This is a genomic window from Nocardioides segetis (assembly GCF_051390595.1).
Lineage (GTDB): Bacteria > Actinomycetota > Actinomycetes > Propionibacteriales > Nocardioidaceae > Nocardioides.
In genome coordinates this window covers 55,374-76,605 of sequence record NZ_JBNINR010000019.1, presented here as the reverse complement: position 1 = coordinate 76,605, position 21,232 = coordinate 55,374, and the positions used below count along the sequence as shown (strand labels likewise).

The window sequence follows — 21,232 nt, the reverse complement described above, 5'->3', positions numbered from 1 at the left end:
CTGGTGTCGTCTATCGATGTCTAGGGCTGGTGTTAGAGACCTAGATATCGAGGAATCGGACGTCCTTGGCGTTGCGCTGGATGAAGGAGCGCCGCTGCTCCACGTCCTCGCCCATGAGGATCGAGAAGATCTCGTCGGCCTGCGCGGCGTCCTCGAGGGTGACCTGCAGCAGCACCCGCTGGTCGGGGTCGAGCGTGGTCTCCCACAGCTCGTCGGCGTTCATCTCGCCCAGACCCTTGTAGCGCTGGATCGGCGCCTCCTTGGGCAGCTTCTTGCCCTGCTCGAGACCGTCGCGCATGACGGCGTCGCGCTCCGCGTCGGAGTAGACGTACTCGTGGTCGTGGGGCTTGTTCCACTTGATCCGGTACAGCGGCGGCTGGGCGAGATAGACGTGCCCGGCCTCGATCAGCGGGCGCATGAACCGGAACAGCAGCGTCAGCAGCAGCGTGTTGATGTGGTGGCCGTCGACGTCGGCGTCCGCCATCAGCACGATCTTGTGGTAGCGCAGCTTGTCGAGGTCGAACTCCTCGTGCACGCCGGTGCCCAGCGCCGAGATGATCGCCTGGACCTCCTGGTTGGCCAGGACCTTGTCGATGCGCGCCTTCTCGACGTTGAGGATCTTGCCGCGGATCGGGAGGATCGCCTGGATCCGGTTGTCGCGGCCCATGACCGCGGAGCCGCCGGCCGAGTCGCCCTCGACGATGAAGACCTCGCACTCCTCGGGGTTGCGCGAGCTGCAGTCGCGCAGCTTGCCCGGGAGACCGCCGCCGCCGAGCAGGCCCTTGCGGTTGCGGGCCAGGTCTCGGGCCTTGCGCGCCGCGATCCGCGCGGTCGCGGCGGCCTGCGCCTTGCGGATGATCTCCTTGCCCTCGTTCGGGTTCTGCTCCAGCCAGGCGCCGAGCTGGTCGTTGACGACCGACTGCACGAAGCCCTTGGCCTCGGTGTTGCCGAGCTTGGCCTTGGTCTGGCCCTCGAACTGGGGGTTGGAGATCTTCAGGCTGATGATCGCGGTGAGACCCTCGCGGATGTCGTCACCGGTCAGCCGGTCCTCCTTCTTCTTGATCAGGCCCCACTCCTCGCCCCACCGGTTGACCAGCGAGGTGAGCGCGGCGCGGAAGCCCTCCTCGTGGGTGCCGCCCTCGGGGGTGTTGATCGTGTTGGCGAAGGTGTGGACCGACTCGTTGTACGACGACGCCTGCCACTGCATCGCGAGCTCGAGGCTCATCGGGTTGGGGACGTCGTCGCCGGTGTCGGCCTCGGCCGCGATGATCGAGCTGATCGAGGTCTTGTTGCGGTTGAGGAAGTCGACGTAGTCGGCTAGACCGCGCTCGTACTGGAAGACCTGCTCCAGCGCGCGGTGCCCGTCGACGTCGATCGCGTGCACGGCCGACGCGGCGGTGGCCACGCCGCTGGTCTCGTCGGCGGTGCCGTCCTCGACCGCCTCGGCGATCTCCTCGGCCTTGGGCCGCGCGTCGCGCAGCTCGATGCGCAGGCCCTTGTTGAGGAAGGCCATCTCGCGGAACCGGGTCGAGATGGTCTCGAGGTTGTAGTCGGTGGTCTCGAAGATCTCCGGCGAGGCCGACCAGGTCACCGTGGTGCCGGTCCGCTCCCCCTCCTCGAGGGGCCGGACCTGGCGCAGGTCGTAGTCGGGGACGCCGAGGGAGAAGTCCTGCTCCCACAGGTAGCCGCGGTTCTTGATCTCCAGGCGCAGGCTCGTGGAGAGCGCGTTGACGACCGAGGAGCCGACGCCGTGGAGGCCGCCGGAGACCTTGTAGCCGCCGCCGCCGAACTTGCCGCCGGCGTGCAGGACCGTCAGCGCGAGCGTCGCCGCCGGGAGGTCCTGGCCGGGCGCGGTGTCGGTGGGGATGCCGCGGCCGTTGTCGGAGACGCTCACCGAGCCGTCGGGGTTGAGCGTGACGTTGATCGTGTCGCAGTAGCCGGCGAGCGCCTCGTCCACCGCGTTGTCGACGATCTCCCAGATCAGGTGGTGCAGACCGCGCTCGCCGGTGGAGCCGATGTACATGCCGGGCCGCTTGCGGACCGCCTCGAGCCCTTCGAGGACCTGGATCGCCGAGGCGTCGTACTCCGGAAGCTCCTCGGCCGGGGTCCCGGGCGTCTCCTCGGGGACCTCGGGCACGACCTCGGGGGACTGGTCGTCAGTGGACACGCGGGACCTCATTCACTTGAAGGCATGGCGAAGGCCGAGTCAGGCGTCCCGAGACGCGTTCCCGGCCGATAACCCATTCTAGCCGTCTGAGGGGCCCAGGACACGTGTTGCCGGGCCGCCAGAGGGGCAACACGGGATGAAATATGCCCTCAGACGGCTCAGAAACCGCGATCGGAGCGCCGCGCAGGGGTGGCGGTGTGTCCCCATACGTCGCCGACCGACTCCGGCGCCCCGGTCGGCAGCACGGGCCCCGACCCCCGACCAGCCCCGACCAGCCCCGACCAGCCGGGCCGGCAGCCCCAAAGGTCAGCCGTAGGTGTCGCGGGGTCCGCGGCTGCCGGGCGCCTTGCGGCGACCATGCTTCCAGCTCGGTGCGTGCGGCCCGAGCACCTCCACGAGCGTGACCGTCCCGTCGCCGAGCTCCTCGTTGAGCCGCTTCACGACGGACGCGGCGAGCAGCTTGAGCTGGGTCGCCCAGGCGGTGGAGTCGGTGCGGACGACGAGGGTGCCGTCGGTGAGCGACTCCGGGGTGCTGTGCGCACCGATCTCGGGGCCGACGATCTCGGCCCAGCGGGCGAACACGCCGCGCACGCGCAGGTCGAGCGCCCAGCCCCGGTCGCTGATCAGCCGGCCCAGCTCGGAGGTGAGCGCCTGCGGGTCGCGGCCGTCGGGATAGGCGCCGCTCAGCTGCGGCTCGCCCCGGCCGCCGCCCCGGCGCCGGAAGGCCTTGCGCTTCGCGGCGTCGGAGCCGACCCGCGGGAGCCGGCGCGCGGGCGTCGTACTGGCGCCGGCGGTGCCGAGCATCTGCGAGCGCGCGAGGTCCAGGCCGTCGGGGCGGTGCTCCTCCGGCTCCTCGGGCTCCGCGGGTCCGCCGACCGGGTCGGTCCCCTCGGGCCGGTCAGCCACGGGTCACCTCCCCCGCCGCGACGTGGAAGGTGACGCCCGACAGCTCGGCGGGCACGTCCGCGGCGACCGCCGCGGTCACCAGCACCTGCTCGGCCCCCGCGACCAGGGCCGCCAGCTGGACCCGGCGCTCGGAGTCGAGCTCGGCGAACACGTCGTCGAGGATCAGGATCGGGTCGTCGCCGTCGGCCCGCAGCAGGTCGTACGACGCCAGCCGCAGCGCGAGCGCGAACGACCACGACTCGCCGTGGCTGGCGTAGCCGCGCACCGGCAGCCGCTGGTCGTCGCCCGGCCCGAGGGTGAGCAGGAGGTCGTCGCGGTGCGGGCCGACGAGGGTGACGCCACGACCGATCTCGTCGGCCTGGCGCCGCTCGAGCTCGGCGCGGAACGCCTCCGCGGTCGCCTCGGGGACCGTCGGCTGGTACTCGATGCGCGCGTCGTCGCGCGACGCGCCGCGGGCGACGGCCTCGTAGGCCTTCCCGACGTACGGCGCGAGGTCGGCGCTCAGCGCGAGCCGGGCCGCGAGCAGCTCGGTGCCGGTCGTGACGAGGTGGTCGTCCCACACCGCCAGCGTCGCGAGCGCGGCGTCGCGACTGGAGCCGCGGGCGGCGTACAGGGTCTTGAGGAGGGTGTTGCGCTGCTTGAGCACCCGCTCGTGGTCGGCGATGACGCCGGCGTAGCGCGGGGCGCGGAGCACGAGCAGGTCGTCGAGGAAGCGGCGGCGCCCGCCCGGGTCGCCCTTGACGAGGGCGAGGTCCTCGGGGCTGAACACCACGGTGCGGACGATGCCCGCGAGCTCGCGCACCCGCGGCAGCGGCGAGCGGTTGATCCGCGCCCGGTTCGCCCGACCCGGGTTGAGCTCGACCTCCAGGACGGCGGTGCGGCCCTCGCGGACCACGGCGGCCCGGACGATCGCCTGCTCGGCGCCGGCCCGGATGAGCGGGGCGTCCGTGGCGACCCGGTGCGAGGAGAGGCGCGAGAGGTAGTCGACCGCCTCGACGAGGTTGGTCTTGCCCTGCCCGTTGCGGCCCACGAAGGCGGTGACGCCGGGCTCGAGCTCGACGTCGACGTCGGCGTAGGACCGGAAGTCGTGCAGGCTCAGTCGCGCGACGTGCACCCTCCACCCACCTCCTTCGACGTGTCCTCGTGACGATTGTCCCCCGGCGAGGTGTCCGGGAGTGGTTTGCGGGCCGCGGGAAAACCCTAGGCTGACCGACATGACGCAACCACCCACCCCGCCGTACGGGGCGCCGGACCCGTACCAGCCTCCCGACCCCTACCAGCCGCCGCACGGTGGCGGCTACGGAGCGCCGGCCGGCGGCACGTTCTACATCAGCCTCCTCGGCCGCGAGCAGGGCCCGCTCGACATGCCGACCCTGGCGCAGATGGCGCTCAGCGGGCAGATCCGCTCCGACACCCCGGTGCGCACCGCCGAGAGTCAGCAGTACTTCGCGGCGAAGGACCTGCCCGGCCTCTTCTCCGACAAGGACTGGACCACCACCCTCATCCTGTCCATCCTGCTCGGCCAGCTCGGCGTCGACCGGTTCTACCTCGGCCAGGTCGGGCTCGGACTGCTCAAGCTCTTCACCTGCGGCGGTCTCTACATCTGGTGGATCATCGACATCGTGTCGGTCGCGACCCGCAAGATGCGCGACTCCCAGGGCCGTCCGCTGCGCTGACGATGCCCGCCACCGACGCGCCGGCCACCCGGCGACCGACGACCACGGAGCTGGTCGCGGTCGCCGGTGTCGCCGCGCTCGGTGCGAGCCTGCTCTTCTCCCCCGACCACATCGAGGACGGGCCGGTCATCTGCCCGTTCCGCCGGCTGACCGGGTTGCCGTGCCCCGGCTGCGGACTGACCCGCTCGTGGGTCTATCTCACCCACGGCTGGTGGCGCGAGTCCTTCCTCGCCCACCCCTTCGGCCCGCTGTTCGCGGCGGTCATGGTCGCCCTGGCCGTCGTGGCCGTCCGGGCGCGGGTACGCCGTACCGGGTCGCCGTCGATCGAGCGCCTGGTCCGCCACCCGGTCGCCGTCGTGGTGCTCGCCGCCTGGCTCGGCTTCGCACTCGTGCGGGCCGTGCTCGCCGGCTGATGGTGGTGCGCGGCGGGTCCGGGGACGGCGCAACTACCGATTCGGTCGTCGTACGGCGTCCGTGGCGACGATTTCGGTAGTTGAACCGCGCCGGATCAGCCCGCCAGAACGCTCAGGCGTCGGGGTTCGCCTCGCCACCCGGGGGCGGCTCGGTGTGGACGGCGTGGCCGCCGAACTGGTTGCGCATCGCCGCGATCGCCTTCATCGCCGGGCTGTCGTCCTGACGGGAGGTGAAGCGGGCGAACAGCGACGACGCGATGACGTGCATCGGCACGGCGTTGTCGATCGCCGCCTGCACCGTCCAGCGGCCCTCGCCGGAGTCGTCGGCGTAGCCGCGCAGCCGCTCCAGGTGCTCGTCGTCCTGGATCGCCTCGGTGAGCAGGTCGAGCAGCCACGAGCGGATGACGGTGCCGTGGCGCCAGGAGTCGAAGATCGCCGGGACGTTCTCGACCAGATCGACCTTCTCGAGCAGCTCCCAGCCCTCGGCATAGGCCTGCATCATGGCGTACTCGATGCCGTTGTGGACCATCTTCGCGAAGTGCCCCGCGCCCGGCGTCGGGCCCGCGTGGACCGCGCCGCCCTCCTCCGGCTTGAGGGCGTCGAACGCGGGCTGGACCTTCGCGATGTCGTCGGGGGCGCCGCCGTACATGAGGGCGTAGCCGTTCTCCAGGCCCCACACCCCGCCCGAGACGCCGCAGTCGACGAAGCCGATGCCGCGCTCGGCGAGCGAGGCGGCGTTGATCGCGTCGTCGGTGTACTTGGAGTTGCCGCCGTCGACGACCAGGTCGCCCTCGCCGAGCAGCTCCCTGAGCTCGGCGATCGTCGAGCGCGTCGGGTCACCGGCGGGGACCATCACCCACACCACCTTCGGCGCGGGCAGCGCCTCCACCATCGCCGCCAGGCTGGGGACGTCGGCCAGGTCCGGGTTGCGGTCGTAGCCGACCACCGTGTGGCCGGCGTTGCGCAGCCGGGTGCGCATGTTGCCACCCATCTTTCCGAGTCCTACGAGTCCGATGTGCATGGCGCATCTCCCTGTCGGTCGCGGGTTGGTGGCGGTGGTGCTCAGCTCAGCAGTCGGCGTGGCATCAGCAGGTAGCGGAAGCTGCCCGCCTCGGCGTCGTCGGCGCCCTCCGCGGCGGTGCCGCTGATGACGACCGGCTTGGACGGCTGGGTGAAGGCGAGCTCGACGACCGCCTCGTCGATCGCGCCGAGCCCGTCGAGCAGAAAGGTCGGGTTGAAGCCGGTCACCAGCTCGTCGCCCTCGATCTCCGCGGCGACCGACTCCGACGCCTGGGCGTCGTCGCCCGAGCCCGCGTCGAGGATCAGCGCGCCGTCGCGGAAGCTCAGCTGGACCGCGGTGTTGCGGTCGGCGACGAGCGAGACCCGCTTGACCGACTCGATCAGCTCCTGCCGGTCGATCTTGGCGACGGTCAGCTTCTCCGACGGGAACAGGCTGCGGACCTTGGGGAACTCGCCGTCGAGCAGTCGCGTCGTGGTGCGGCGTACGCCGCCGGGGCCGGTGCCCTCGAAGCCGATGATGCCGTCGCCGGCGCCCGAGGCGGACAGCGCGATCGTGACCTCGGGCCCGGCGGTCAGCGACTTCGCGGTGTCGCCGAGGACCTTGGCCGGGACGAGGGCGGCGAGCGTGGCGTCGGGCGTGCCGGGGTTCCACGCGAGCTCGCGCTGCGAGAGGCGGAACCGGTCGGTCGCCAGCAGCGCGATCGTCGAGCCCTCGATCTCGAGGCGGACGCCAGTGAGCACCGGCAGCATGTCGTCGCGGCCGGCGGCGGTGACCGCCTGCGCCACCGCGTGGGCGAAGGCCTCACTGGAGACGGTGCCCGTCGCGGCGGGCATCTCCGGCATCGTCGGGTAGTCCTCGACCGGCAGCGTCTGCAGGGAGAACCGCGACGAGCCGCAGGTCAGCGAGACCCGGGCGCCGTCGAGCACCAGGTCGACCGGCTTGTTGGGCAGGCTGCGGCAGATGTCGGCGAGGAGCCGGCCGCTGACCAGGGCCCGGCCCTCGTCGCTCACCTCGGCGGCGAGGGTGGCACGTGCGGAGGTCTCGTAGTCGAACGTCGAGAGCACCAGCCCGTCGTCGCCCGCCTCGATGAGGAGCCCCGCCAGCACGGGCGCGCTGGGCCGGACGGGCAGGCTGCGCGCAGCCCAGGCGACGGCGTCGGCGAGGACGTCGCGGTCGACACGGAACTTCACGTCGTCGTACCTCTCACGTGGTGGGTGGGAGTTGCATCCTGCCACGTCGTCCCTGAGCGCGTCAGCGCGGTCGGTGGGCGAGGGAATGATCCACAGATCGGAGGTCCGGAGGAGTTCCGACGATCGAGGTCCGCATGTCGTCAGGGAGTGGTCATAGCGGCGGTGGAATCTGTGGACAACCGGCGTTTGCGCAGGTGGCGACGGGTTGGGCCGGTGGATGACGGGTGTGGATGAGTTCGTGAACCACAAGGGCCGGTGTGGAGCGCGGGGCCGGTGTGGAGGGCGTCGTAGGTGCCTCCACGGAATCCTCCCCGTGTAGTTCTCACAGTTTTGCGGGGTTCCTCCACAGACAGTTTCACCGGCCGGCCGGTGAAACTCACGCTGGGACGAGGAAACTTCCTCGTCCCAGCGTGAGTTTTGTCGTCCAGGCTCCGACTCGGGTGCGTCCGCTCAACCCTGACGGGCCTGCATCTTGACCCGGTTGGTGAGCTCGCTGACCTGGTTGAAGACGGCGCGGCGCTCGCCGAGGAGCTGGTTGATCTTCCGCTCGGCGTACATGACGGTGGTGTGGTCGCGGTTGCCGAACTGGGCGCCGATCTTCGGCAGCGAGAGCCCGGTGAGCTCGCGGCACAGGTACATCGCGATCTGGCGGGCCATGACCAGGTGGCGGCCTCGGCTGGGGCCGGTGAGCTCGTCGATCGACAGGCCGAAGTACGCCGCGGTCTGGGCGATGATCAGCGACGCGGTGATCTCGGGCTCGCCGCCCTCGGGGATGAGGTCCTTGAGCACGATCTCGGCCAGCGTCATGTCGACGTCTTGCCGGTTGAGGTTGGCGAACGCGGTGACGCGGATGAGGGCGCCCTCGAGCTCGCGGATGTTGGTCTGGATCTTCGAGGCGATGAACTCAAGCACGTCGGAGGGCGCGGTGAGCCGGTCCATCGCGGCCTTCTTGCGCAGGATCGCGATCCGGGTCTCGAGGTCCGGCGGCTGCACGTCGGTGATCAGGCCCCACTCGAACCGGTTGCGGAGCCGGTCCTCGAGCGCCTCGAGCCGCTTGGGCGGGCGGTCGGAGGTGAGGACGATCTGCTTGTTGGCGTTGTGCAGCGTGTTGAAGGTGTGGAAGAACTCCTCCTGCGTCTGGGTCTTGCCCTCGAGGAACTGGATGTCGTCGATGAGGAGGACGTCGATGTCGCGGTACTTGCGCTTGAACCGGTCCTGCCGGTCGTCGCGGATCGCGTTGATGAACTCGTTGGTGAACTCCTCGCTGGAGACGTAGCGCACCTGGGAGCCGGCGTAGATCGTGCGGACGTAGTGCCCGATCGCGTGCAGCAGGTGGGTCTTGCCGAGGCCGGACTCGCCGTAGACGAGGAGCGGGTTGTAGCTGCGGCCCGGCGCCTCGCTGACCGCGACGGCCGCGGCGTGCGGGAAGCGGTTCGACGAGCCGATGACGAAGGTCTCGAAGGTGTACTTCGGGTTGAGCCGTGACTCGCCGCTGCGCGTGGGCGACGGCCCCGCCCCGGTGAGGTCGGCGCCGCCGAGTGGACTCATCGACGAGTCGACATGGGGATTTGTCGACATGGCGACTTGTCGATCCGGACGCTCGGCACGCTCGGGGCGGCCCTCGCGGGTGTCGGCGGGGTCCTCGCGCGGGTGGTCGAAGCCGGCCGGCGCCGGGAAGGTGTCGTAGGAGCCGCCCTGCTCGTAGGCCGGGCCGTCGTCGTACGACGCGGACGCGGGCGGGCGCGCGTCCTGGCCGAGCTCGCGGCCCGGCTCCCGCTCCCGGCCCGCGTCCGGGCCGGGCTCGTGGCCCAGCTCGTGACGCAGGGAGCTGTCGACGGTCACCGCGAGCTGGACGTCATGGCCGAACCGGTCGGTCAGCGCATCCTCGAGTTCACCGCGCAGCCGGCCCTCGAGGCGCTTGCGGGTGAAGTCGTCGGGCACGGCGACGATCGCCGTCGTGCCGTGGAGGGTGACCGGGCGGCTCGCCTGGAGCCACGCCCGCTGGTGGGTCTGCAGGTCGCCGACGACCAGTGCCCACTCCTGGACGAGGCGGGCGGTGGCCGGATCGAGGGGAGGGACGTCCGGCGTCGAGGCGCCGGGGCCGCCGGTGCCGACGGGGTGGGCAGCGCCGCTCGGGGTGCTCGTCTCGTCCTCGGGCTGATCCGGGTTGCCGGTCACGCCACTCCCTCTCGCTCGTCGGGTCTGGAGGAGTGGCGACGGATCGCTGCCGGCACTGGCTCCACAGGTTTGTCCACAGGTTGTGAACTCTTGCATCATCGGGGTGACGATGCCGAACCGAGGCCTGTCCGATCCCCCGTCGCCGCTGCGTTTGCGCAGGTCACAGGCTCGTTCCCGAGAAAGGAACGGGCTCGTGCGCGTCGTACGACGACCAGGGGGTCGGCACCGGCGGGGAATCCCGGATCCGTCGAACCTAACGTCCGGGACCCGGTGGATCAACCCGCTATCCACAGGTTGTGACGTTCGGCCCGAAGGGGTCCCGCCCGCGGCCGGCGTGGGCGGGCCCGCGACACCGGAGCTCCGCCGGTTTGACCCCCGATCCGGCGTCCGCGTACCGTTGATTGGTCAACCGGTGTCGACCGGTGCCGCATGTCCACGACGCCCCGGTCATCGCCGGTCCTCGTGGCTGCGCGGTGCCGGCCGACGAGCCGTGCGGGATCCCGATCGGACCCCGTTCGCGGCTGCCGGCCGACCCTTCCCGACATCTGCATCATCTGAGAGGCCGATCGTGAGCAAGCGGACGTACCAGCCCAACAACCGTCGTCGCCACAAGGTGCACGGTTTCCGACTGCGCATGCGCACCCGCGCCGGTCGCGCCATCCTGGCGAACCGTCGCCGGAAGGGCCGCTCGAGCCTGTCCGTCTGAGGACGGACCCGCGTGTCCGCCCAGCGGTTCGCGTGGGGCTGACCGTGCTCGCAGCCGGCCACCGGCTCACCGATCCGGACCTGTTCCGGGCCGCCAGCCGACGTGGTCGTCGCGCCGGTTCGCGCACCCTCGTCGCCCACCTGCTGCTCCCTGTCGAGCAGCAGGTTGTCGGCATGTCCGGGGGCGTCCCCGACGACTCCGGCGACCCCGTCGACGGTGTCGATACGGGCCAGGGCGCCGGCACCCACGCCCCTGCCGGTCCGCCGTGCGGGGGCGCTGCGGTGCGCGTGGGCTTCGTCGTCAGCAAGGCGGTGGGCAACGCCGTCGTCCGCAACCGGGTCAAGCGCCGGCTGCGCCACGCCGTCCGTCCCGCTGTCGCGACGCTCCCGCCGGGCGCGGTGCTCGTGATCCGGGCCCAGGCGGCGGCCGGCGCGGCGTCGTACGACGAGCTCGGCGCCGACCTGTCCCGATGCCTCGAGCGGGTGGCCGCCGAGCGGCAGGAGACGCGATGAACCCAGTGACCTGGGTCCTGGTCGGGCTGGTGCGCGGCTACCAGCTGCTCGTCAGCCCGCTGCTCGGCCCGACCTGCCGCTACTACCCGTCGTGCTCGGCCTACGCCGTCCAGGCGCTGCAGCGGCACGGCGCGCTGCGGGGCAGCTGGCTGGCCGTACGCCGGCTCCTCCGCTGCCACCCCTGGGCCCCCGGCGGCGTCGACCACGTCCCGCCGCGGCGCGGCGACGCGGACCCGCAGACCGAGGAGCACTCCTGCGGGCGGGACCATGCCCCGGACGGTGTCCCGGACCCTGCGCCCGGCGCGGACCCCTCCCCCACCCGCGCAGAGCGCGGCCCCGAACTCCGCCCGGCGACCGCCGGGCGCTACCCCTCCCAGCAAGGAGCCTGATCAGTGGGCATCATCGGCGACATCGGCAACTTCATCATGGTGCCGCTGTACTACATCATCTCCGCGGTGCTCATCGGCTGGCACGAGCTGTTCTCGGCCATCGGGCTCGACCCCGCGGGCGGTCTGTCGTGGGCACTGTCGATCATCGGCCTGACCCTGGTCATCCGGGCGGCGCTGATCCCGCTGTTCGTCAAGCAGATCAAGTCCAGCCGCAACATGCAGCTGCTGCAGCCCAAGGTGAAGGAGCTGCAGAAGAAGTACGGCCACGACCGGCAGAAGCTGGCCGAGGAGACGATGAAGCTCTACCGCGAGGCGGGCACCAACCCGTTCGCCTCGTGTCTGCCGATCCTGCTGCAGATGCCGATCTTCTTCGCCCTGTTCCGGCTGCTCGACCAGGCGGCCCGTAGCGGCAAGGCGCACGGCTTCCTCGACGTGGAGCGGGCCCGCCAGTTCGGCCAGGCCGACATCTTCGGGAAGATCCCGATCGCCGACTCGTTCTGGGGCTCGCGCACCTGGGGCGACGAGCCCAACGCCACCGTCATGGTGGTGGCGCTGATCCTGGTGCTGGCGATGACAGCCACCACCTTCTTCACCCAGCGCCAGCTGATGGCCAAGAACATGCCGGCCGAGGCGATGAGCGGCCCCTACGCCCAGCAGCAGAAGATGCTGCTCTACATCCTCCCGGTGGCCTTCGGTCTCGGTGGTGTGGCGTTCCCGATCGGCGTCCTCCTGTACTGGACGACCTCGAACCTGTGGACGATGGGCCAGCAGTTCTACGTCATCCGCAACAACCCCGCGCCCGGCACCCCGGCCTTCAAGGCCAAGGAGGACCGCGACCGGGCGAAGGCCGCCCGGCACGGCCACACCGCCACGGACACCGTCGTGGAGGACACCACGACCGAGGAGCGTCGCCCCTCGACCCGGCAGCAGCCGAAGCGACAGAGCCGCTCCCAGCGCCGGAGCGGCCCCCAGAACAAGCCCGGCGGGCAGGCGAAGCAGCAGCCGCCCGCGGGTAAGGACGAGACCATGAACGACGAGGGAGACAGCAAGTGAGCGCCGAGACCGAGACCGGGACGGACACCGTCACCGAGGACGCGACGGACACCCCGACGGACGCCGCCCCGGAGACGGCCGCCGAGACCGCCGACACCGCTGTCGACACCGCGGACGAGGCGACGGGCGAGGAGACCTCCGTCGACGCGCCCGCCGGTGTGAACGACCGCATCTCCCGCCTCGAGCAGGAGGGCGACATCGCGGCCGACTATCTCGAGGAGCTCCTCGACATCGCCGACCTCGACGGCGACCTCGACATCGATGTCGAGGCGGACCGCGCCGCGGTGTCCATCGTGGGCGCGGACCTCACCCAGCTGGTGGGTCGCGACGGCAAGGTGCTGGAGGCGCTGCAGGAGCTCACCCGCCTGGCGGTCTACCGGGAGACCGGCGAGCGCTCGCGGCTGATGCTCGACGTCTCCGGCTACCGCGCCGACAAGCGCACGCGCCTGACCCAGCTGGGCACCGAGACCGCGGCCGAGGTCGCGAAGTCCGGTGAGCCGGTATCGCTCGAGCCGATGTCGCCGTTCGAGCGGAAGATCGTCCACGACGCCGTCGCGGCCGCTGGCCTGCGTTCGGAGTCGGCCGGCGTCGAGCCCCGCCGCTACGTCGTGGTGCTCCCGGCCTGAGCGACCCGCACGGGTCGACGTTTCACGTGAAACACGACGACGACACCGCACCCCCGGTGTCCCCCGGTCCCGAGGACCGGGTGGACCCGGGGGTGCTGCGTGCTGCCCTCCCCGCTCCCCCGACGGTCCTGGCCGAGGTGTTCCCGGCCGACCGCCGTGACCTGGTGCTCGCGTACGCCGACCTCCTGGCCACCGACGGCGTGATCCGCGGGCTGATCGGCCCTCGCGAGACGCCCCGCCTGTGGGAGCGCCACCTGATCAACTGCGGCCTCCTGGCCGCCGCCCTGCCCGCCGACGCGACGGTCGCCGACGTCGGGTCCGGTGCGGGTCTGCCCGGCCTGGTTCTCGCGATCGCCCGTCCTGACCTCCGGGTGACGCTGATCGAGCCCCTGCTGCGCCGGACCACCTTCCTCGAGGAGGCCGTCGCGCGCCTCGGCCTCGACAACGTGACCGTGCTCCGGGGGCGCGCCGATGCCGTCCACGGCGTCGCGACGTACGACATCGTCACGGCGCGGGCCGTGGCCGCCCTCGACAAGCTCGCCACCTGGTGCATGCCGCTGGTGGCGCCTGATGGCGCCCTGCTGGCGATGAAGGGCAGCAGTGCCGCCGACGAGGTCGCGGCCGCCGCTGCGACCTGTCAGCGGCTGGGCTGTGCGCCTGCCGTCGTCGAGGAGCTGGGTGCCGAGCTCGCGGCCGAAGGCGCCGTGGAGCCGATTCGAATCGTCCGTCTGTCGTGGGCCGACCCGGCCCGCGTATCGTTGCCGCTTCGTGGTCAGCGTGGTCCTCGGGGATCACGCGCGGGCTCGTCGCGGAGGAAGAGGAGGAAGTCGTGAGCGACTCATGGGGTCCCGGTCCCGGGTTTTCCACCGGTCCGGAGGCAGGTGCTGAGCGTGAGTCTCCACAGAACCTCCCTGGTTATCCACAGGGTGGCGTGGAGCCCGCGTCGACGACCGAGGATCCGGTTTCACGTGAAACCAGCGCGGACCCGGTGGACTCCGTTTCACGTGAAACGTCGGCGAGCCCGGGCCCGGCCACCTCGGGGCCGCTGACGGCGGCGCAGCTCGCCGAGCGCGCGGCCGGGTACGACGACGACCTCACGCCCCTCGCTCGGGCCGCCCAGGCGACGGTCATGGTGCGCGCGGGCATCCCCCAGGAGGAGCTCGACCGCCCGTCGGAGACGCGCGTCTTCGTGGTGGCCAACCAGAAGGGCGGCGTCGGCAAGACGACGTCGACCGTCAACCTCGCGGCCGCGCTCACCCAGCTCGGCCAGCGGGTGCTGGTCATCGACCTCGACCCCCAGGGCAACGCCTCGACGGCGCTCAACATCGAGCACCGCCAGGGGACCCCGTCGTCGTACGAGCTGCTCGTCGACGGCACGGCGATCGCCGATCTCGCCCAGCCCTGTCCCGACGCCGCCGGGCTCTGGGTGGTCCCCGCGACCATCGACCTCGCCGGTGCGGAGATCGAGCTGGTCAGCGTCGTGGCGCGCGAGCAGCGGTTGAAGAAGGCCCTCGACGCCCATCCCCGGATCGGCACCGCTGCCGCGGTCGGCGAGGACCGCTTCGACTACGTGTTCATCGACTGCCCGCCCTCCCTGGGCCTGCTGACCCTCAACGCCCTCGTGGCGGGCGCGGAGATGCTCATCCCGATCCAGGCGGAGTACTACGCGCTCGAGGGCCTCGGACAGCTCCTCGCGACCGTCGACATGGTGCGCGCCCACCTCAACCCCGAGCTCGCCGTGTCGACGATCGTGCTCACGATGTTCGACGCCCGCACGCGGCTCGCGGCCGGGGTGGCGCACGAGGTGCGGGAGCACTTCGGCGACCAGGTGCTCAAGACCGCGATCCCCCGCTCCGTGCGCGTGTCGGAAGCGCCGTCGTACGGGCAGACCGTGATGACCTACGATCCGGGTTCGCCGGGCGCGCTGAGCTACCTCGAGGCGGCGCGCGAGATCGTGACCCGAGGGAGCATGTCGTGAACAGCAACGCGCCTCGCCGCGGCCTCGGTCGGGGTCTCGGCTCCCTCATCCCGACCGCGCCGACGCCGCCCGTATCCACCCCGACGCCGAGCGACGATGTCAACCGGAACGCCCAGGATGCGGACTTTGCCGCTGGAGCGACGTCCGGCGCATCGGCGGACCCCGGGTCCACCGGCCCCGCGAACGGCGCTCAGATCGCCGATTCGGCTCTGCGGCCCGTCGAGGGTGCCTACTTCGCCGAACTGCCCGTCGAGCAGATCTCGCCCAACGCGGTCAACCCGCGGACGGTCTTCGACGAGGAGGCCATGGCCGAGCTGGTCCACTCGGTGAAGGAGATCGGCCTCCTGCAGCCGGTCGTGGTCCGCAAGACCGGCGCCGACGCCTACGAGCTCGTCATGGGCGAGCGCCGGTGGCGGGCGACCCAGCAGGCCGGGCTCACCACGATCCCCGCGATCGTGCGCGAGACCGACGACACCGACATGCTCCGCGACGCGCTGCTGGAGAACCTGCACCGCAGCAACCTCAATCCCCTCGAGGAGGCGGCGGCCTACCAGCAGCTTCTCGAGGACTTCTCCTGCACCCATGACGAGCTGGCCCAGCGCATCGGCCGGTCGCGTCCGCAGATCAGCAACACGCTGCGGCTGCTCAAGCTCTCCCCCGCCGTGCAGCGCCGGGTCGGCGCCGGTGTGCTCTCCGCCGGCCACGCTCGGGCCCTGCTCGGTGTCGCGGACGCCGAGCAGCAGGACCGCCTGGCCCAGCGGGTCGTCGCCGAGGGCATCTCGGTGCGCGGCCTGGAGGAGATCGTCGCGGTCGGCGACGGCGTCAGCGGTACGACGCCGCGCCCACGCCGCGCGAAGCCGCAGGCACCCGGGCTGGGCGAGCTGGCCGAGCGCTTGGGCGACCGGCTCGAGACCCGGGTCAAGATCGACCTCGGCAAGGCGAAGGGGCGGATCTCGATCGAGTTCGCCAACACCGGCGACCTCCAGCGCATCGTCGACCTGATCGACCCGCGCAACCGCAGCGACCGGCCGGTCTGAGCCGACCGCTCGTCCGGCACGGGGCGCGACCCGCACGGGCCGCGCCCTGTCTGTCGCGTTCGGCGCTCGCGAGCAGTCCGGTCTCGGACGCGGCATGGCTGGTCGCGGGCTGGTCCGGTGCGGGTGGTGCCGGTTGCGGGCGGTTTCAACCCGGTGGCTCCAGCCCCCGGTGGCCGCAGCCCGGTTGGGCGCGTAGCCCGGGTGGCCGCAGTCCGGTGCGCGCAGCCGTGGCTGCTCCGGTCGGGGTCGATCCGGTTGCCGGCGCGTGCGGCCGGTGCGTGAGCGTGCGCGTTTCACGTGGAACGTCACCGTCGGCCAGACGGGAGCAGTGCTCGGCGTACGGCCTCCGGAGCGGTCCTGGTCACCGCCGGCGCCCAGGCGGCGGGGCGAGAGGCGGGCGCAGCGAGAGGCCGGTGCGGCGTCGATGACTTCGCCTGCCCTCGGGTGCTCGACGACCGGTCCGACGAACCGGCCGCAGCGGCGCGTCGTCGCCGGGACCTGCCGTTCGACTACCTCGGTGCTGTTGCTCTGCCCGGGCGCTGTTGCACCACCATTCGTGGACGTAACCCTTAGTTGCAAGCGTCTCGCCCGGTGCACAACGAGGGGCTGACCTGCAGGAACATCGATTGTCGACAAAACGACCTATCGACATAACGATATATCGCCAAGTCCACGTGGCGGATCTGTGAGGCTCCTGTGACCTCGGTGCCGCACGGGTGTGAGGCGGGCGGTCCATCCTGGTGGCGCCGGTGAGATCCGCCGGCGGTCTGAGCAGAAGGACACCCATGAGTCACCTCCGCACCCGCCGTACCGCTGCCCTCGTCGGCAGCGTGCTCCTCGCCCTGGGCGCCGTCACGGCGTGTGGCGTGGAGGACGAGAAGCCCGTTCCGGCCGAGCCCGGGGCCGGGTCGGGCAGCGGGGCCGACAGCACCCCGACCGATCCCGCGATCGCCGCCCGCGCCGCGGTGACCTACCTCCTCGACTGCGTCGGCGAGCCGGTCGCGAGTCCGGCCACCATCACCGTGGCGTGTGCGGACGGCAACCAGAGCCTGACCGAGCTGGCGTGGTCCGACTGGGGGGCCGACGAGGCCACGGCGACCGGGTCGATGGTCGCCAACGACTGCGACCCCAGCTGCGCCGAGGGCACCGACGTCACGGTCCCGGTCGAGGTGGAGGTCTCGGACATCGTCGAGGGCGAGGCCTCGGCGACCTACGGCACGATCACGATCAGGGTCCAGGGCGAGGTGCCGGAGGGGATGGAGGCGACGCAGACCTACCCGCTCCAGACGGTGGACCCGGTCGACCCGGAGATGGGTCCGGGGTCCTGAACTCCACGACCACCTCCGCACCGCCGGCGGCGGGATTGGTCATGGTCACGGTCGCGCCGATCGCCCGTGCCTGACCGTGCACGATGGTGAGGCCGAGGCCGCTCCCCTGGCCGGTGCTGTGGAAGCGGATCGCGCCCGCCGCCAGGACGTCGTCGGGGAAGCCCGGCCCGGCATCGCGGACGACGACCCGCGGGCCGTCCACGACCAGGGCGGTGACGCCACCGCCGTGACGCTCGGCGTTGGCGACCAGGTTGGTGACGATCCGCTCGACCCGGCGGGCGTCGACCAGCACCTCCGCGTCGCGGAGCACGTCGGCGCCGGGGACGAGGGGGCCGAGCGGCTGGGCGGTCAGAGCGACGTCCTCGGCGCCGCTGTCGAGGCGCGCCACCTCGAGCAGGTCCTCGACCAGGTGGCGCAGCCGGGACACCAGCCCCCGGAGGAGGTCGGTGGCCTCGCCCGGCGGCAGCAGCTCGCTGGCGCTGACCAGTCCGGCGACCGGCGTCCGCAGCTCGTGGGCCACGTCGGCGGAGAAGGCCCGCTCCGCCCGGAGCCGGCGGTCGAGGGCGTCCGCCATTTCGTCGACCGCCCGGGAGAGGGCGGCCACCTCGTCGCGGCCCCCGACGGTGCAGCGTGCCGCTCCCCCGTCGCTGATCACCGCCGCGGCCGCGGCCGCCCGACGCAGCCGCCGGCTCAGTCCGGCGCCGACCACCAGGCCCAGCAGGGCGGTGAGCCGCAGCACCGCGGCGGCGGCGAGGAGCATCCGCGTGCGCAACGACGAGCGGGCGGTGCGCACCGGGGCGTCGTCGAGGGCGACGTGGGCGATCCGCTCCGACGAGAGGCGACGGGCCGCCCACATCTGCTCACCGTCGTAGTACGTCGCCGCCCGGTCGCCGGACGGCCCGGCCTGTCCGGCCCGTCCGGCCTGTCCGCGCAGCGCGGAGCGCAGCGTCGCCGGCACACGCTCGGGATCGAGCGAGAGGTCGTAGCGCAGCGTCGAGGTCACCTCCAGGACGGCGATCCCGGCATCGAGCTCGGTGAGGGCCTGGGTCCGCAGTCGCTCCCGCGCGTCGGCGGCCGATCGGTGGTCGACGACGATGCCGACGCCGAGCAGCGTGGCGAGCGAGGCCCCGACCACGGCGACCACGATCCGGGTCCGCAGCGAGTGCCGCCATCCGGGCGCGCGGCCGGATCCCCGCGAGCGCACGGTCAGGACCGCGCCGTCTTGTAGCCGGCGCCGCGCACAGTCTGCACCCGGTCCGCGCCGATCTTGGCGCGCAGCCGCTGCACGGTGACGTCGATGACGTGCGGATCGCCCCAGGTCGCGCTCCCCCAGACGATCTCGAGCAACTGCCCGCGGCTGAGGACGACCCCGGCACGGTCCACGAACGCCATGAGGAGCCCGAACTCGGTGGCCGAGAGGTCGACCGGCACGCCGTCGCGCTCAACGGTCATCCCGTCGACGTCGATGCGCAGGCCCCCGTGCTCGACGACCCGCGCCGCCGCTCCTCCCCCGCGCCGGCGCAGCAGGGCCCGCAGCCGGGCCTCGAGCACGTCGCCGTCGAACGGCTTCACGACATAGTCGTCGGCACCCGCGTCGAAGCCCACCACCTGGTCGCGGGGCAGGTCGCGCGCGGTCAGCAGCAGGACCGGCAGCTCACCGTGGGCGCGGATCCGCTCGGTCAGCCGCAGCCCGTCCAGGCCGGGGAGCACGACGTCGACGACGGCGAGGTCCACCGGCCGGGTGAGATACGCCGTCCAGCCGGACTCGCCGTCGGCCGCCGTGACCACGCGGAACCCCCGTGCCTCGAGCACCAGCCGCGTCGTCGTACGGAGGTCGTCGTCGTCCTCGACCAGCAGCACCAGCGGCGCGTCCACCACGGTCTCGTCCCGGACGGCTAGCCGGCCTTCTTCTCCGCGGCCTTGGCGGCCCGTTTGGCGGCACGGGCGCGCAGCTCGGCCTTGTCGAGGCGGTCGGCCTCCTCGGGGGTGGGCGCGGAGCCGCCGAAGCGGGCGGGCGTCCACCAGCTGCCGGGCGCCTTCTCGGCCGCGGGGTACTCGGCGATCACCTCGTCGAGCATCCGCTTCATCGCCGCCCGCAGCTCCTCGGTGTCGGCCGCGACGTCCTCCCCGGTCGGGTGCAGCGGCTCGCCGACCTTGACGACGATCGTCTTCGGCGAGCGCGAGAAGTCCCGCGGGTGGTCCTTGGTCATCAGCCGGTGGGCACCCCAGACGATGACCGGGATGAGGGGTACGCCGGCGTCGGCGGCGATGCGCGCGGCACCGGACTTGAGCTCCTTGATCTCGAACGACCGGGAGATGGTGGCCTCGGGGTAGATCCCCACGACCTCGCCCGCCTTGAGGTAGGCCAGCGCGTCCTTCATCGACTGCACGCCCGAGGCGCGGTCGACCCGGATGTGGTGGAAGGAGCGCAGCAGGTGACCGACGCCCGGGGCGTCCATCATCTCCTTCTTGATCATGAACCGGACCAGGCGCTTGCGGGGCTCGGCTCCGGCACCGGCGTAGATGAAGTCGACGTAGCCGGTGTGGTTGATCGCCAGCAGCGCGCCGCCTTTGCGAGGGATGGACTCCGAGCCGCTGACCACGACCCGCTGGCGCATCAGCTTGAACAGCACCTTGGCGGTGACGATGACGGGCGGGTACGTGATGTCGAGCACCGGTGCAGTCTGACAGGCCGACCCCGCACAGTGCGACTGCGTGTCACGCAGACCGCGGCGCCGGAACTGCTCCCGGCGAACAAAAACCGCGCCAGCGATGCGGTCGGAGGACGCCGGGCGAGGACGCCGGCCGTGGAGGTCGGGCTCAGCGCCGGGTCGCGAGGAAGTCGGAGATCCGGCCGATGGCCTCCTCCAGCACCTCGACGTCGGGGAGCGTGACCAGGCGGAAGTGGTCGGGGGCGAACCAGTTGAAGCCGGTGCCGTGGGTGACCAGGATCTTCTTGGCCCGCAGCAGCTCGATGACGAACGCCTCGTCGTCCTCGATCGGGTAGACCTCCGGGTCGAGGCGGGGGAAGCAGTAGAGCGCGCCGCGCGGACGCACCGAGGTCACGCCGGGGATCTCGTTGAGGAGACGGTCGGCCAGCATGGCCTGCTCGTAGAAGCGGCCCCCGGGCACGATCAGCTCGTTGATCGACTGGTAGCCGCCGAGCGCGGTCTGGATCGCGTGCTGGGCCGGGACGTTCGCGCACATGCGCATGTTGGAGAGCGTCGTGAGGCCCTCGAGGAAGTCCTCGGCCAGCTCCTTGGGACCCGAGATCATCACCCAGCCGGCGCGGTAGCCGCAGACCCGGTAGGCCTTCGACAGGCCGCTGAAGGTCAGGCAGAGGACGTCGTTGCCGGCCGCCTCGGCGGCGTGGTGGTGCACCGCGTCGTCGAAGAGGATCTTCTCGTAGATCTCGTCGGCGAAGACGACGAGGTCGTGGCGCCGGGCGATGTCGACGAGCTTGCCGACCATCTCCTTGCTGTAGACGGCACCGGTCGGGTTGTTGGGGTTGATGATCACCAGGCCGTGGGTGTGCTCGGTGATCTTCGACTCGATGTCCTCGAGGTCCGGCATCCAGCCGTTCTCCTCGTCGCACCGGTAGTGCACGGGAGTGCCGCCGGACAGCGAGACCGCGCCGGTCCACAGCGGGTAGTCCGGCGACGGGACGAGGATCTCGTTGCCGTCGTCGAGGAACGCCTGCAGGACCATCGAGATCATCTCGGAGACGCCGTTGCCGACGAAGACGTCCTCGACGGCCGTGTCCTTCAGGCCGCGCGACTGGTAGTACTGCGCGACGGCGGTGCGCGCGGAGTAGATGCCGCGGGAGTCGGAGTAGCCCTGCGCGTCGGGCAGGTTGTGCACCATGTCCGCCACGATCGCCTCGGGTGCCTCGAAGCCGAACGGTGCCGGGTTGCCGATGTTGAGCTTGAGGATCTTGTGACCCTCGGCCTCCAGGCGCTGGGCCTCGACGAGGATCGGACCCCGGACGTCGTAGCGGACGTTGCGGAGCTTCTGGCTCTGGCGGATCTTGCGCACGGACGTCATTGTCTCAG

At 71.6% G+C, this 21,232-nt stretch carries 21 protein-coding genes; 11 read left to right on the top strand and 10 right to left on the bottom strand.

Annotated elements, in window-relative coordinates; genetic code table 11:
- Positions 1-40: 40 nt before the first annotated feature.
- From gyrB to recF, 3 genes are all read right to left on the bottom strand, one after another.
- Entirely contained in the window at positions 41-2,179 is a 2,139-nt protein-coding gene (gene gyrB, locus ACPZVR_RS22890) for a DNA topoisomerase (ATP-hydrolyzing) subunit B (protein ID WP_436701994.1), read from the bottom strand.
- Between the two features lie 294 nt (positions 2,180-2,473).
- On the bottom strand, positions 2,474-3,073 hold the full coding sequence (locus ACPZVR_RS22885; protein WP_436701993.1) for a DciA family protein: 600 nt from the start codon (positions 3,071-3,073) through the stop codon (positions 2,474-2,476).
- Positions 3,066-4,187: a DNA replication/repair protein RecF gene (recF, locus tag ACPZVR_RS22880; RefSeq protein WP_436701992.1), complete on the bottom strand. Its 1,122-nt coding sequence runs from the start codon at positions 4,185-4,187 to the stop codon at positions 3,066-3,068. Before recF ends, ACPZVR_RS22885 begins: the two co-directional genes overlap by 8 nt.
- A 100-nt stretch (positions 4,188-4,287) precedes the next feature.
- On the opposite strand from recF, the gene ACPZVR_RS22875 reads away from it, so the two are divergent.
- Together ACPZVR_RS22875 and ACPZVR_RS22870 are read left to right on the top strand one after the other, a co-directional pair.
- Positions 4,288-4,749 carry an NINE protein gene (locus tag ACPZVR_RS22875; protein WP_436701991.1) on the top strand — a complete coding sequence of 154 codons (462 nt, stop codon included), beginning with the start codon at positions 4,288-4,290 and terminating at the stop codon, positions 4,747-4,749.
- A gap of 2 nt (positions 4,750-4,751) precedes the next feature.
- Complete coding sequence (locus tag ACPZVR_RS22870) at positions 4,752-5,162, top strand: DUF2752 domain-containing protein (RefSeq protein ID WP_436701990.1); 411 nt, start codon at positions 4,752-4,754, stop codon at positions 5,160-5,162.
- 112 nt (positions 5,163-5,274) lie between these two features.
- Here ACPZVR_RS22870 and gnd read toward each other — a convergent pair whose 3' ends face one another.
- From gnd to dnaA, 3 genes are all read right to left on the bottom strand, one after another.
- On the bottom strand, positions 5,275-6,183 hold the full coding sequence (gene gnd / locus ACPZVR_RS22865; protein WP_436701989.1) for a phosphogluconate dehydrogenase (NAD(+)-dependent, decarboxylating): 909 nt from the start codon (positions 6,181-6,183) through the stop codon (positions 5,275-5,277).
- Positions 6,184-6,224: 41 nt separating this feature from the next.
- Entirely contained in the window at positions 6,225-7,373 is a 1,149-nt protein-coding gene (gene dnaN / locus ACPZVR_RS22860) for a DNA polymerase III subunit beta (RefSeq protein WP_436701988.1), read from the bottom strand.
- A gap of 450 nt (positions 7,374-7,823) precedes the next feature.
- Positions 7,824-9,404, bottom strand: coding sequence for a chromosomal replication initiator protein DnaA (gene dnaA, locus ACPZVR_RS22855; protein ID WP_436702011.1), 1,581 nt, complete (start codon positions 9,402-9,404; stop codon positions 7,824-7,826).
- Positions 9,405-10,119: 715 nt separating this feature from the next.
- Here dnaA and rpmH point away from each other — a divergent pair.
- The 9 genes from rpmH (at position 10,120) to ACPZVR_RS22810 (ending at position 17,180) form a co-directional block, all read left to right on the top strand.
- Positions 10,120-10,257: a 50S ribosomal protein L34 gene (gene rpmH, locus ACPZVR_RS22850; protein WP_075018668.1), complete on the top strand. Its 138-nt coding sequence runs from the start codon at positions 10,120-10,122 to the stop codon at positions 10,255-10,257.
- A 32-nt stretch (positions 10,258-10,289) separates the two neighbouring features.
- Complete coding sequence (rnpA, locus tag ACPZVR_RS22845; protein ID WP_436701987.1) at positions 10,290-10,769, top strand: ribonuclease P protein component; 480 nt, start codon at positions 10,290-10,292, stop codon at positions 10,767-10,769.
- Positions 10,766-11,158 carry a membrane protein insertion efficiency factor YidD gene (yidD, locus tag ACPZVR_RS22840; RefSeq protein WP_436701986.1) on the top strand — a complete coding sequence of 131 codons (393 nt, stop codon included), beginning with the start codon at positions 10,766-10,768 and terminating at the stop codon, positions 11,156-11,158. The genes rnpA and yidD overlap by 4 nt, the downstream gene beginning before the upstream one ends.
- A gap of 36 nt (positions 11,159-11,194) precedes the next feature.
- Entirely contained in the window at positions 11,195-12,211 is a 1,017-nt protein-coding gene (yidC, locus tag ACPZVR_RS22835) for a membrane protein insertase YidC (RefSeq protein WP_436702010.1), read from the top strand.
- Positions 12,208-12,837 (top strand): Jag family protein, encoded by a 630-nt coding sequence (locus tag ACPZVR_RS22830; protein WP_436701985.1) that lies wholly within the window; start codon positions 12,208-12,210, stop codon positions 12,835-12,837. Before yidC ends, ACPZVR_RS22830 begins: the two co-directional genes overlap by 4 nt.
- A gap of 26 nt (positions 12,838-12,863) precedes the next feature.
- Positions 12,864-13,670 carry a 16S rRNA (guanine(527)-N(7))-methyltransferase RsmG gene (gene rsmG / locus ACPZVR_RS22825; RefSeq protein ID WP_436701984.1) on the top strand — a complete coding sequence of 269 codons (807 nt, stop codon included), beginning with the start codon at positions 12,864-12,866 and terminating at the stop codon, positions 13,668-13,670.
- 155 nt (positions 13,671-13,825) lie between these two features.
- Positions 13,826-14,815 (top strand): ParA family protein, encoded by a 990-nt coding sequence (locus ACPZVR_RS22820; protein ID WP_436701983.1) that lies wholly within the window; start codon positions 13,826-13,828, stop codon positions 14,813-14,815.
- A complete protein-coding gene (locus ACPZVR_RS22815) occupies positions 14,812-15,852 on the top strand; it encodes a ParB/RepB/Spo0J family partition protein (RefSeq protein WP_436701982.1) in 1,041 nt (346 codons plus the stop codon). Before ACPZVR_RS22820 ends, ACPZVR_RS22815 begins: the two co-directional genes overlap by 4 nt.
- Positions 15,853-16,637: 785 nt before the next feature.
- Positions 16,638-17,180, top strand: a complete 543-nt coding sequence (locus tag ACPZVR_RS22810; RefSeq protein WP_436701981.1) for a hypothetical protein — start codon at positions 16,638-16,640, stop codon at positions 17,178-17,180.
- On the opposite strand, the gene ACPZVR_RS22805 is transcribed toward ACPZVR_RS22810, so the two are convergent.
- From ACPZVR_RS22805 to ACPZVR_RS22790, 4 genes are all read right to left on the bottom strand, one after another.
- Positions 17,080-18,384 carry a sensor histidine kinase gene (locus tag ACPZVR_RS22805; RefSeq protein WP_436701980.1) on the bottom strand — a complete coding sequence of 435 codons (1,305 nt, stop codon included), beginning with the start codon at positions 18,382-18,384 and terminating at the stop codon, positions 17,080-17,082. The two genes, ACPZVR_RS22810 and ACPZVR_RS22805, sit on opposite strands and share 101 nt — an antisense overlap.
- 2 nt (positions 18,385-18,386) lie before the next feature.
- Positions 18,387-19,055, bottom strand: coding sequence for a response regulator transcription factor (locus ACPZVR_RS22800; RefSeq protein ID WP_436701979.1), 669 nt, complete (start codon positions 19,053-19,055; stop codon positions 18,387-18,389).
- Between the two features lie 20 nt (positions 19,056-19,075).
- A complete protein-coding gene (locus ACPZVR_RS22795; protein WP_436701978.1) occupies positions 19,076-19,855 on the bottom strand; it encodes a lysophospholipid acyltransferase family protein in 780 nt (259 codons plus the stop codon).
- A gap of 145 nt (positions 19,856-20,000) precedes the next feature.
- Positions 20,001-21,215, bottom strand: a complete 1,215-nt coding sequence (locus ACPZVR_RS22790; protein WP_436701977.1) for a pyridoxal phosphate-dependent aminotransferase — start codon at positions 21,213-21,215, stop codon at positions 20,001-20,003.
- Positions 21,216-21,232 lie beyond the last annotated feature (17 nt).